General features: G+C 60.1%; 10 protein-coding genes. 7 read left to right on the top strand and 3 right to left on the bottom strand.

Annotated elements, in window-relative coordinates:
• Window positions 1–1,459 precede the first annotated feature (1,459 nt).
• From QJT78_RS43510 to QJT78_RS43525, 4 genes are all read left to right on the top strand, one after another.
• Window positions 1,460–1,783 carry a DUF736 family protein gene (locus QJT78_RS43510; protein ID WP_028152370.1) on the top strand — a complete coding sequence of 108 codons (324 nt, stop codon included), beginning with the start codon at window positions 1,460–1,462 and terminating at the stop codon, window positions 1,781–1,783.
• 410 nt (window positions 1,784–2,193) lie between these two features.
• On the top strand, window positions 2,194–2,736 hold the full coding sequence (locus tag QJT78_RS43515; protein ID WP_157790524.1) for a DUF2285 domain-containing protein: 543 nt from the start codon (window positions 2,194–2,196) through the stop codon (window positions 2,734–2,736).
• Window positions 2,737–2,914: 178 nt separating this feature from the next.
• A complete protein-coding gene (locus tag QJT78_RS43520; RefSeq protein WP_028152368.1) occupies window positions 2,915–3,133 on the top strand; it encodes a helix-turn-helix domain-containing protein in 219 nt (72 codons plus the stop codon).
• A 25-nt stretch (window positions 3,134–3,158) separates the two neighbouring features.
• Window positions 3,159–3,653: a S26 family signal peptidase gene (locus QJT78_RS43525; protein WP_049810235.1), complete on the top strand. Its 495-nt coding sequence runs from the start codon at window positions 3,159–3,161 to the stop codon at window positions 3,651–3,653.
• Between the two features lie 4 nt (window positions 3,654–3,657).
• On the opposite strand, the gene QJT78_RS43530 is transcribed toward QJT78_RS43525, so the two are convergent.
• From QJT78_RS43530 to QJT78_RS43540, 3 genes are read right to left on the bottom strand one after another with little or no spacing between them, the layout of a single operon-like run.
• On the bottom strand, window positions 3,658–4,839 hold the full coding sequence (locus QJT78_RS43530; RefSeq protein ID WP_155256149.1) for a hypothetical protein: 1,182 nt from the start codon (window positions 4,837–4,839) through the stop codon (window positions 3,658–3,660).
• The gene (locus QJT78_RS43535; RefSeq protein WP_155256148.1) at window positions 4,820–5,728 is read right to left on the bottom strand and encodes an HET-C-related protein; all 909 of its coding nucleotides are present in this window, start codon (window positions 5,726–5,728) and stop codon (window positions 4,820–4,822) included. Before QJT78_RS43535 ends, QJT78_RS43530 begins: the two co-directional genes overlap by 20 nt.
• Window positions 5,725–8,250: a patatin-like phospholipase family protein gene (locus tag QJT78_RS43540; protein ID WP_049810237.1), complete on the bottom strand. Its 2,526-nt coding sequence runs from the start codon at window positions 8,248–8,250 to the stop codon at window positions 5,725–5,727. Before QJT78_RS43540 ends, QJT78_RS43535 begins: the two co-directional genes overlap by 4 nt.
• Window positions 8,251–8,449: 199 nt before the next feature.
• Between QJT78_RS43540 and QJT78_RS43545 the strand changes: the two genes are divergently transcribed.
• The 3 genes from QJT78_RS43545 (at window position 8,450) to QJT78_RS43555 (ending at window position 12,202) form a co-directional block, all read left to right on the top strand.
• Window positions 8,450–8,731 (top strand): hypothetical protein, encoded by a 282-nt coding sequence (locus tag QJT78_RS43545; RefSeq protein WP_157790526.1) that lies wholly within the window; start codon window positions 8,450–8,452, stop codon window positions 8,729–8,731.
• 226 nt (window positions 8,732–8,957) lie between these two features.
• Window positions 8,958–10,928, top strand: coding sequence for a relaxase/mobilization nuclease RlxS (gene rlxS, locus QJT78_RS43550; protein WP_038952577.1), 1,971 nt, complete (start codon window positions 8,958–8,960; stop codon window positions 10,926–10,928).
• Between the two features lie 128 nt (window positions 10,929–11,056).
• Complete coding sequence (locus QJT78_RS43555; RefSeq protein ID WP_049810238.1) at window positions 11,057–12,202, top strand: GSU2403 family nucleotidyltransferase fold protein; 1,146 nt, start codon at window positions 11,057–11,059, stop codon at window positions 12,200–12,202.
• Window positions 12,203–12,361: the final 159 nt, after the last annotated feature.

The following is a 12,361-nucleotide window of genomic DNA, read 5'->3' on the forward strand; positions in this document are numbered from 1 at the left end:
CCGTCGTTGCCGCCTCCATACCCCCCGCCAACGATTTGCAAACACGTTGATCAACAGACTGCAATCCCCACGCCAAACCTTTGCGAGTGGGACGCGAACGTCGCTTACAGTGAAGCTCAGGCGTATTTGCGTTGCTCAGGTCGTGGTGAGCGTCTCGGCACTGACGTCAACGGCCGTACTGCTGTCGTGCCTCACGATCGTCGTGAACAAGCTCTGATTGGCTGGAAAGAGCGACGCCGTCCTGACGCAGCCTGCAATGCTCTATTGCCAAAACGCCAAAGCCGGATCGTATCGCGCCCGGCGCGTCTACGATCCGGCTTAACGACGAGCTATCGTTCCAGCCATCGCCGTGAGATCAATCAGGTGGCAAGTCCACAAAGGCCAAATGCCTCAGGGGCGTGCCTCTGGCGGGAGCGAAAGCGGGTCTCGATGCCCGAAGACCTACTACTTTTTCTTGGCGGCCTTCTTCGCCTTCTTCGCGACGGTCTTCTTTGCCTTCTTCGCTTTCTTAGCCATATGCCCTCCGTCAATCCTCAATGGATGCAAACCGGGAATCGGTATGCACAGAAAAAAGTGTAACACTGTTTTGAAAGATTGACAGTGAGGCGGCTTGATCGCGCTTTTCGAGTCGCTCGACGTTGTTCGAGAAGATAGCGCTGCATGAGAAGAGCGACCGATGCCGTCGCATCGCTGCCGCGGCAATTCCAGGCAACGGCTGCCCCATGAGACAGCGATCTCAAGAGAAGGCAGTCCCAAGAGAAGGCGATCCTAAGTGAGCCGTCTCCAACACGCGGCTCCGTGCTCGCAGGACGCCTTTAAGAGAAAGCCGTGACGAGAGGGCCCCGCGACCGATGCTGGCGGAGACCGTTGGCGTCAGTCGGTGGATTTCCTGATCAAGGCGACGAGCGCTGTTGTCGTCCTCGCCGGCCGCCCGGCCGAGAATGCGGCAGAGCTGGCAGGCCGGAGGTTGGCGCTGCCAGGGCGAGGTTCACATGGTCTTTGCTGCTGTTTCGCCGGAGCAGGTCCAACCTGTAGCGATCGCGATACGCCGGGGCATGTCACGAACGTCAGAGCGGGTCTCGGCGGCCTTGGCGCGGTTGGGGATGATGTCGACGCCGAGGCACTGATGAGAGACTGCGGTAGCCCTCGAGCGCCATCGTCTCGAGACATTCCGACGTGCGTCGGCCTTTGTCCTTCTGTGTTAGCGGGTCCGATCTCCCTGCGCGTGGCTGAGTGACCTATGGGAAGGGCTCCGCCTGCCAAACCCTCGCTCGCATAGCTTTTTTCCCCGCCGGACAAGTCCGGCTCCTCGCGGCCGCTTCGCTCCAAAAAAGCCATCGGCTCAGGTGCTCCGCATGCGCTACGCCCCGCGTGAACGCGGGTTCGAAGGCGTTTCGCTTCCCATCACGGTCCAGCCATCGCGAGGGGATCGGCTCCTCGCGAACAAAGGACAAAGACCATGACCGCAATCGGATACGTCACCAAGAACGACAACGGCAGCTACAAAGGGCAGCTCCGCACCGTCTCCATCAGGGCCGACATCGACATCATCCCCAACCGCGACAAGACCGCCGACATCCACCCCGACTTCCGCGTGATGACCCAGGGCGTCGAGATCGGGGCAGGCTGGATCCGCCGCGGCGAGAACAGCGGCAAGGACTATGTGAGCCTCTCGCTGGCAGCGCCCGAGTTCGGTCCGCGCAAGCTCTACGCCAATCTCGGCCGAGCCGCCGGCCAGGACGACGACAGCGTCTTCGCCCTGATCTGGAACCCCGGCGACTAACGCCAACGGCCCCCGCGAACACCGGTCGCGGGGGCCCTCACTTGACCGCTCTCTCGGAGTTGCGCTCGTGCCTCAATTGGTCGAAACCATCTGCATTGGGACATTGTCTGCTGGGGCGACTATTGGAAAATTCTGTCACGCCGTCGCGCGAAGGCGCCGGTGATCGTGCTGCCCGCGGTCCTGTCGGCTGCAATCCCGTCGCCTATGATGGCAGCGATTGGGCCTGGGAGTTCCTGCGCCGCAACGAGGACTACGCCAAAGACTGGCGTTGCTCTGTGCCACAACGCTTGCCATGCATCACGCTGATCGACGGCACAAAGCTGTTGCGGCTGCCGAGACGCTTTCCCCGGGCGGAGAAATGGGGCCTCCACGCCTTCGCCAATCCCACGCTTGATGCCGCGCAAACGCCCGTGTTCTGGCATGCGAGCGCTCTCAAACGCGTGGTCCGGTTGAAGGCAACTCGGCCGACAGGGGAGGACAAAAGCGGCGCGATGACGCTCGCAGATTTCAAGGTTGATCGACGTGCCGTGATCGACGCCGAAGGCGTCCCGCTCGTCCTCTTGAAAGGCGGCGGGGTCCATATCCCCCTCGAAATCCACGGCCTGCGCGCCCTGACATTGCCCTTCGCGCCAGTCTTCGAACTGCACGATCTCGCCGATCTCTCGGCCCAGACGGACCTCCTGAAGCAGCTCAAGCGCTTCACTGAGCAGGGCTTCCAGGCCTCTCAGCGATCGCCATTTGCAAACGACGAGCGCTTGCAACACGCGCTCATCGCGCTCGATGAGAGCCGTCGTGGCAAGACTTACCGCGAGATCGCGATCACGATCTTCGGAGAGAAGAAAGTCACCGAGGAATGGCGCAGCCATAGTCAATTCTTGAAGGACCGCACGCGACGGCTCGTCGCGAAAGGCAACGAGCTCATGCGAGGTGGCTATCGAGACCTCCTGGGTTAACGAGGCCTTGCCGGATTAGCCGACTGGCCGAGTTCCCCGCTCACTAGACCAATTTTGCGCGCGCCTAGTGGCGAAATGCGCCTCGCCCAACTTCGCCACTCCCTAAACCGCTTCCGATCGGACGACGCTTCTTCACACACCTACGGGTTGCGTGGGCTGTAAGAAGGAACACTTCTGCATGACCGGAAACGACGACAAGGAAGCCGAGAAGCCCTTTCTCAACACCGTAGAGGCCGCAGCCTGGCTGCGGCTCACCAAGAACACCCTCGAGAAGATGCGGGTGGACGGACGAGGGCCCGCCTACCGCAAGCACGGGCGCTATGTCCGCTACCACATCGAAGACCTCGTCGCATACTCTGAGGCCAGCAAGCGGAGGTCGACCTCCGATGCGGATTGATCACCCAAGGCGGCGTCAATTGGCTGTGCTCTCGGCCATGTCCGCCGGCATCATCACGGCGCTGATATCGTTCGTGCCGGAAGAGCCGCTGATCATCTACAACGCCTCTGGCAGCGCGCCGCTCGGCTTCTACTACGTCGAGCTAGGGGTGCCCGCGAAGGGCGATCTGGCCGTGTTCAGGCCGCCGCCGACCATCGAGATCCTGATCCTAATCCACGACGTCCTGCCGGCGCCCGTCCCGCTCCTGAAGCAAGTCATGGCCAGCGCCGGCGACGAAGTCTGTCGCGCCAAGGAGCCGATTGGCACCATCTCCATCAACGGGAAGGTGATCGCCGAGGTGCTGGACAAGGACCGGGCAGGGCGGCCGCTGCCGTCCTGGGAGGGATGCGTGAGGCTGGTCGAAGGGGAGTATTTCCTGATGCACCCGCACTCGTTCGATTCGAGGTACTTCGGGGCGGTGCTTCGGTGCGATATTATCGGCGTCGCACGGCCGCTCTGGACCTGGAATCCAAACAATTAGCTGGCTACGGACACCCTGCCTCGGGCCGGGGTCCGTTGACCCGCGTGCAGATCCGGTCTTGAAGTGTCTCCATGTAGACGCCCGTTTCCCGGTAGATGAAGGTAAGGACCGGACCTAGATCACCATACAGCACGGCAACGGGCGCAAAGTTTGGATCGCCGGCCTTGGCTGGCAGTTTGTCGGCGACCGGCTTGAGCTGTTCGGCCATGCGCCGCAGCCGTTGCTCCATTGGAGGATGCGAAATCGAACGTCCGGGATATGAGACTTGTCCCCTTTTGCCCTTAAGGACATCGCAGACAAACGCCCTTGCGTTTTTTTCGATCTGGGCCACCGGCGTTGGAAACTCTGTGGGCTCGAATGCCTTGTGCAGAGGCTGCGGGCTTATGAAATCCCGCCGGGCGTTCAGTTTCTGCCAGCCATCCGCGGCGAGAGCCAGTTGGTCAATATTGGAATAGACCGAGCCACGTTCGGACAGGATCGGATCGCGATAGGGAGGGGCGCCAACCAGCTTGACCAGAATTTCGAAGGAGCTCGCGTCGGCTTCCTCCTCCATCTTCGTCGATACCGGATCGCAGCTCGCCCGCAGGATCTCCAGCTTGGCCGCGGGTGGCTGACCAATATCGATTCTTTCGGCCCTTCCGGCATATTCACCAAGTCGTTTCTGATGGAGATGGCCCAATTCGTGGGAAAGGACGTATAGCAGGGCTAGGCTCTCTCGCGGTTCCTTGCGGCCTGCCTTGGCAAAGATACTCACGGCGCTCGATGAGCAGCGTAGCTCCATGTGCTCGACAGAAGTGATGACGCAACCGCCACGGACGCTGATTGGATCGATCGGATCGGTGTCCCGGGGCACGCGGGTTGCGCAACCTGAGGGATCCGTACCTCCCTTTGCTGCGTCGATCACGACGTAAACATCCAAGGTCTTGCCATCGGTCGATGGGGCAGGCGGATTGATGGCGATAGAGGTGATGGCCAGCGGTTTGCCAATGACGGCATAGGCATCGATCGCCCGCTCCATCGTCGGCTGTATGAATTTGTTGTTCGAGCTATCGAGACGGCAGCCCGGAATTTTGGGTGTCGCGGCGGGACTCTGTGCTCCGGCGGTATCGGTCAGAAACCAAGCAAGCGTAATGATCAGCAGGTGGCAGGGTAGGCCGCGGCGCATGTCATAGACCTCTGCGATCAATCATGACTTCAAAGGCGACATTCGGGCCGTTGACCTCCTTCAAGATCGGCCAGCGCTGGAATGCTTCCTGCACGAGTTGAACCGAGGCCTTCCGGGCGACAAATACCGCGAGCCGATACAAGCTGAGATTGGTCAAATGCGGGACAAGACGCTTCCCGCTGACCGTGTCGGCCGAATCCTTCGCCAGATTATGATGGGAAATCGTGCCGTCCGGACAGTCCTTGGGAAATCCCCAGGACACATAACCCGAGACGAGCCCCTGCGACCTGAGCGCCATGATGGTGTCCTGATCGGCCTTGCGCCAGGGTCCGATGACGACAATGTCGTCGGGATTTTTCACCTTGGGAACTTGCAGCTCGATGTAATTGCTATGTGCGTAGAAATCCTGCACAGCATGGAGCGCTTGCCCTAAGGCAAAGAACGCGCGCTTCGCCGCCGCAACCGACTCCGTCTTGTCATCCTTGTTTTTCGCGGCAAGCGTCGCATCCGCCTCCAGGCCAACCTCATTGATGAGCGCTGCCAGATAGGTCTCCGCCCCCTCAAAATGGCAGTTGTCAAAATGCGCCTTCGATTCAAACTGGTGTAGAATATCCTGAGTGTAGAGCGCCTTGCGGAGCTCGCCCACGAACTGATTGGCGACCAGTCCCTCAAGCAATTCCCGGTGTGTCGGAAAGTCGAACGGCCTGTCGCAGTCAACGCAAGTCGCGACAGCGTTGGACTTAAGCAGGTCGGGAACGGTCGCGCTGGGAGGCTTTGGCGGGGCCGTTCCGCTCTGTGCCATCGCACTTGACGCGACGATCATCGCAAAGACCGACGAAATCAACCCAAGGCGCATCGGCCGCGCTCTGTTGAGGGAAAATAGCAATCCGGACACGGCGGCAGGGTTCATAGCACGCCGTCCATGAGTGCCTCCCTGACGGCCTTGACCGCCGGGTTTTCGGCATTGATCGTCAAGAGCCGCTCGGTTCCATAGACTTGCATTCGATCTTGCCCTCGCAATAACCGGATCGCGATGTGAAATCCCAGCGCGCGATATGCCTCGAATTGTTCTTCGCTGAAGAACTGGTCGCCCGTCGTTTCATGAGGAAATGCGGTGTAGCGGCGGCCGTAATCGCGGACATAGTCGTTCTCGTCTCCGCTCAACGACGATTTGATGTACAGGAGCCAACCCTCCTGTCCACCGTCATACTCAATTCTACCGATCGCTGCGTGAGGTCCCGCTTCTTCGATCGTGGGGCTCTCCGCCGAACCGCCATCGCCCATATTGGTGATAGTGCGGCTCCTGATCTTGTCCCAAGGCATCCAAATACGCACCCCCAAGTCGATGCGAGCATACCGTTGAAGCGCAAGGAACGAGGGAAAGCGCATTGCCGGATCGGCCTCCGCATCGACGGCGACAATGACCTTGCAGCGGCGGCGCAGTAGCTCGTAGATGCCGAGATTTTCAATGTGGCCGCCGTCGGTCAGGTAGACGTCCTCACTGTTCTCAGTGAGTCTCCCGGTAATCTCATTCAAAAGATACCAACGGTTTGAAGTGAGGCGCTTGCCCGGTTGGGACAGCGCTTTGGGATTCTTCAACCAGTAGCCGGTGCGGACATTCAACAAGGCGAGCGTGGCTGTGAGTGCCTTGATGGAATTGGCGCCCATGTTTGACGAGAACGCGGCCCCCGAGACGCCCATTGCCGTTGCAAGGTCGAGGCCCGTGTCGAGCTCCATCTTCTCGGTTTTGCAATAAGTGGTAGCGACGCTTCCGATGTAGGCGGGCGAAAATAGAAAGAAGTCGGCATTACGACCACGACGATTGGCATAGTCCGAGCCCTGAATATTGAGCGCGGCGTTGATCAATTGGTAAGGCCCCTTGAGCTTGTCCTTGACCAAATCGGAAAGCTGCAAGGTGTCGAGCGGCTCGAAATCGCGGCCCTGATCCATGTCGTCGAAGCGTTTTCGCTGGGTCTTCGCCTTGCTAGGGTCGAACAGGAAAGCCTTTGAGAGACGGTCGCGATAAAGACGGTGTAGCGAATTCGCATTCGGCGTGAGCTTGTAGGAGATGAGAAAGAGCAAAGCTCCAAAAGCGAAGTATAGGACTGCGATGCCCCAGGTTGGCGCAGTCTTACCGACCGCTGCCTGTCCGATCAGGTAGTTTGGCAATTTGGCCGCGCCAAGCAGCCAGCTCGGTGTGTGTCCGTACGGTTCGGGGATGGGCGAGACCTCGTCAGGACGGTCAGAGCACGGGCTGTTCGCGCCCGATGTAGATGCGCTCTGCCTGCAATCCAGCGAGCCTGAAAATTTGATTCCCGGCCCGTCGATTTGCATCGTTCCATGAATGGGAGGCGGGCTCGCGGGACGTGGACGCGGTGAAGGTCCCGTATTTTCGATAGCCCAGTAGCACAGATAGAGAAAGCCAATCCAGATCAAGAGCGGCACGGCCGCGCCTGCGATCCAGATCGCCGCTTCGCTGAGCAGTGCGGCGGCCTTGGTCGAGATCGCCGAAGAGGATGTGACGGATTTGAACAGTGTCCCAATTTGCTGACGGAAGAACGTCACAACGGCAGCGATCGGGGTCGCGATGGCCGCCAAACCATGGATCGCGGAGGTCAGAAGCGCTTCGCTTGAACCTGCAGCAGTGGTGCGTTCGGAGAGCTCAAACATTCCTTCGAGGGCATAGGGCTGAAGTTCGCAGAAGAATGCCATGGCGATGAAGAACAGACAGCTGACCCCGAAAACTGGCGGCCATGAGGCGAACTCCGATTGTTTGGCACCGGGCGAGGACCGTCTGACAGCCCAGATCAGGAACAGGATCGTGACGATAAGCGCGACGGCCAACGTGATGCCAAAATTGTTGACCGGTACGAGCCAGTCCAGATTGTAGCCGAAGAAATCCGGCGTCCGAAGGCTTGACCGCGTTGGATTGGTCGCGATGACCAGAATCGCCGCCAAGAGGATAAACGGCAGCGTCAACGCCGCGTTCGCGATCAAACCGCGCAGGATGATCGCCACCGCGGTGACGACATCCCGGCCGCCGCGCGGAATGAGATAGTTGGAATAGTTGCGCAAGTGAGCGACGGAATCGGTATCCTTGACGTCAGAGGGGGCAGCCGTGTCGGGATCTTTCGATCTTGTGGACTCGCCAAACACGAACTCGCCGGTCTCGGACTTGTTCATGGTGGCGCTGATCGATGCGCCGAGATACCCGCCGCCGGAGACCGTCGAGAGATAGTCAAAACGGCCAAAGATGCCGTGCTCATTGAACGCCTGCGTCACACCGAGGCAGAACGATGCCGACCTTATGCCTCCGCCCGACAGGGAAAGAGCCGCGACCGCTAACGGAGGTGCGCCCGGGCCAACGCCTTTGAGGTCGATCTTGCGTCCTTCGGTGCGCTTTTCAATGAATCTTATCTCCTTCCGGACCATCTCCTCAAAATTGTCCGGGTAAGCCGCTTGTCCAGTCGTGGCCGCTGGTCCTGCCACGGTTGCTGGTTCTTTCGTAGCCGCTGAGCTTGTCGTGGTCGCTGGTTCTGTTGTGGCTGTTGGTTCCATGCTGCCTCAGTAAACCGGTCCAAAAGTTTATGACTTGAGAGGTGCAGGCGCTGTCGCCTGGAAGCGACCGCGAATGCACGAGGCGTGTCTGCCGCAAGTGTTCGCCAGCCGATCAGTCGCGCGAGGCGCCTGCGAAAACGTCTGGCGCATCGTCGAAGTGAATGCCGGCAGGCAACAAACCTCGGAGTCCTATTGCGCGCGGCCGAGCGGGGGGGGCCTGCGCATATTCCTTCGAAAAACAGCAACCGGCGTACGCAAGGTCGCCGCCAGAAGCGGCGCACAATTCGCGGCCAGAACAGAGCTTCCGATCGACGCGAAATTTGCGTCCAATAAGCTCAACCTCAAATTGATCTAACTATGTCTTACCAACAGAGCAAGTCAATGGGAGGGCAAGATAAAAGCAGTGGCGCTTGGACGCACCTAACTCCTTGTCTGCACATCCCAGATTTGGCGCCGTCGAGATGCGGGGTGTCGCCAGACCACGCCTATAGCGATGGTGTTCCTGCATGATTGCGTCTGCGTCTTGGCGCACTGCCGATCACCCCACATATCGGTCGCGCTCTTGAGTTGGACGCAAGGTCATGGACGAGATCGACGACGAATTCGACGTAAAGCTTGGCAAGATCGGCAATCGACAAACGAAGAAGGCGGCGAGCTATCTCCGTCGCGTCCGCCAGGAGGCTCAGAAGGCCGGCGCCAGCTCGCAGCGAGCCTCGTCATTCACGGGCGGCAGGATTGGTCGCGGTCACGCCCAGGGCGCGACGCTTGCCGGACGCGGTCGTGCGACAGGCCAGCGGCGCGTTGTGGTCAAGGCGCGCATCGTCCGCATCAAGTCGGGCGAGACAGGTGCTGTCCGCGCGCACCTACGTTACGTCCAACGCGACGGCGTCACGCGCGAGGGAACACCAGGCGAATTATACGATGCCGAGGCCGACCGCGCCGACGCCAAGGCGTTCACCGAGCGTAGCGCCAGCGACCGCCACCAATTTCGCTTCATCGTCGCGCCTGAGGACAGCGCGGAACTGGCCGATCTAAAGCCGTTCGTGCGCGACCTCATGCGCCAAATGGAACAGGATCTTGGCACCCGGCTCGACTGGGTCGCCGCCGATCATTTCAATACGGGGCATCCGCACACCCATTTGGTGCTGCGCGGCAGGGACGATCAGGGAGATGACCTCGTCATCGCTCGCGACTACATCTCGCACGGCTTGCGCGCGCGGGCGGCCGACCTCATCACCCGAGAGCTTGGCCCAGAGACCGAGATCGAGGCGGCTCGCAAGCTGCAGCAAGAGGTGACGGCAGAGCGGCTCACTCGCCTCGACCGGGCGATTGTGCGCGACGCTCGTGATGGCCATCTGGACGTTGGGGCGCGGCCACAGAAGGACTCGGCCTGGCATGCCGCGCGAACAGGGCGGCTACGAACGCTTGAGCGAATGGGATTGGCCGAAGAGGAAATCCCTGGACGCTGGCGGATCGATGCCGAGCTTGAGGCAAAGCTCAGGCGTATGGGGGAACGGGGCGACATCATCAAGACCATGCATCGCGAGCTCGGCGAGGCGGGTTTAGCAAGGGCGGCTGGGAACTATGCGATCTTCGATCCGGCACGGGACGGTCAGCGTGTGATCGGGCGGATTGTCGGCGAGGGGTTCTCGGATGAACTTAGCGAACGCCGCTATGTCGTGATCGATGGGGCGGATGGACGAACGCACTATGCCGAGATTGGTGCTTTGGCCGGTCATGACGACGCCCCCGTACGTAATGCCATCGTTGAGCTTAGACCGCGGTCTGCCGAGCCACGTGAGATCGACCGGACGATCGCGAGGATCGCGGACGCCAATCGCGGCATCTACAGCGACCAGCTGCATCGGGAGTTCGACCGGAAGGCCTCTGGCGAGTTCATCGCGGCACACGTGCGGCGTCTGGAGACGATGCGGCAGGATGGGTTGGTGAGCCGATCAGTTGAGGGAGGCTGGAGCGTAGGCGCAGATCACCTCGACCGGGCGCTTCGATACGAGGCGCTGCACCGGTCGCGCAATCCCGTGCAGATCGTGGTTCTCTCTTGGCAAAGGCTCGAGGACTTGCCTCAAGTGGTGGGCGCAACCTGGCTCGATCGCAAGCTCGTCTCGAAAGATCGTGACGCGTTCGCGTCCATGGGGTTCGGCGCTGAGGTCGAAATAGCTCTCCGCACGAGGCGGCAATGGCTCATCGATCAAGGGTTCGCAAGGGAGGAAGAGGGGCAGGTACGCTACGCGCGGAATATGCTACGGACACTCGAGGTGCGTGAGTTGGCAAGGACTGCGGCCGATATCTCTGCTCGAACCGGGCTCGAATTTCGCGACGTGAAGCCCGGCGATAGCGTCAGCGGTACCTACCGGCGGATGCTGACGCTGAACAGCGGTCGCTTCGCCCTGATCGAGCGATCCCACGACTTTGCGCTGGTGCCTTGGCGACCTGTCCTGGAGCGCGCGCGCGGGCAGCTGGTGACCGGCAGCGTCGGTGGGGGCGGCATATCCTGGTCGATCGGGCAAAAGCGCGGTTTGGGTATAAGTTAGGAAATCTGGCTGTAAGCCTCTGACTTACAATAGTTATACTATTTTTGCGTAAATAGTATAACTGGCTTGTCGGTGGGTTCCGGGAGGTATACTGTTTTCGCGAAAATAGTATAACTCAGGGACCCGCCATGGCTCCAACCCAACCCCTCGATATCTCGTACCAGACCCTCTATTCGGAGCTGGTCCAGCGCAGCCTCGACGAGAGCTTTACGTCCGAGTTTTCCTCGGATGGCAGGTTCGTGGCTGTCGAGGTCAAGGGCAAGAAGTACTGGTACTTCGACAAGCCCAAGCCTGATGGCGGCGGCCAGGATCGTAGCTACGTCGGTCCCGTGGACGATCCCGAAATCACAAAAAGGGTCGAAGCCTTCAAGGAACTGAAGGCCGACATCAAAGGACGCCGTCGTCTCGTCTCCACACTCGTCCGCGAGGCCTACCTGCCGCGTCCGCTCGCGCTCGCAGGCCAAGTCGTCGAACAATTGGCAAAAGCCGGCTTCTTCCGAATGAGGGGAGTCCTCGTCGGCACGGTCGCCTACCAATGCTACTCCGCCATTCTCGGCCGGCGCCTCGATGCAGTTGCCATGCAAACCGGTGATGCCGACTTTGCGCAATTCCACGAGATTTCGGTGGCCATCAAGGACTCCATCCCGCCCATCTTGCAGGTGCTGCAGGAGGTCGATCCGACGTTTCGCGAGGTGCCGAGTCAAACGGATAGCAGGGTCTCAACTCAGTTCGTTTCGAAGGAAACCAACTTCAAAGTCGAATTCCTCACGCCCAACCAATGGTCCGATGACCAGGCAGGCAAGCCCGTTCCCATGCCCGCCTTGGGCGGCGCTTCGGCGTTTCCGCTACGATTCCTCGACTTCCTGATCCACCAGCCGGTCCGCGCGGTGCTTTTGCACGGTGCCGGCGTACCAGTTCTCATTCCATCGCCGGAACGCTACGCCGTTCACAAGCTCATCGTCGGATCCCGCCGGAAGATCGACGGCGATCCGAGCGCTAAAAGCTCGAAGGATCGCCTCCAGGCAAAATCCATCATCGAGGCCATGACTGCCAATCGTCAGCATGCCGACCTCGCATCGGCTTTCGTGGAGGCCTGGGATCGTGGTGATCATTGGAAAACAGCGATCCGCGCGAGCATTGCGACTTACGACGAGGACTTCCAGACCTCTCTCCGAACTGAGCTCACGAAGGGGATAAGGGAGATAGGCTCAAATCCCGAAGACTACGATCTCGCACAGCCGCCAACCGGCGGAAGTGCCGAGACACAGGAATGAACCGCAGAAAATTGCGATGAACAGGCGACAAATCGTACTGAGAATATTCGTAAGCGCTCCTTTCTACGCACCTATGCAGTTGAGCGCGGGGATGGGATGAGGTGTCCACCATGAACGAGGTGGACACCATCGATGATCACTCCAGAAGAACTTTTGAGA

The organism is Bradyrhizobium sp. Mp27, assembly GCF_029953005.1.
Lineage (GTDB): Bacteria > Pseudomonadota > Alphaproteobacteria > Rhizobiales > Xanthobacteraceae > Bradyrhizobium > Bradyrhizobium barranii.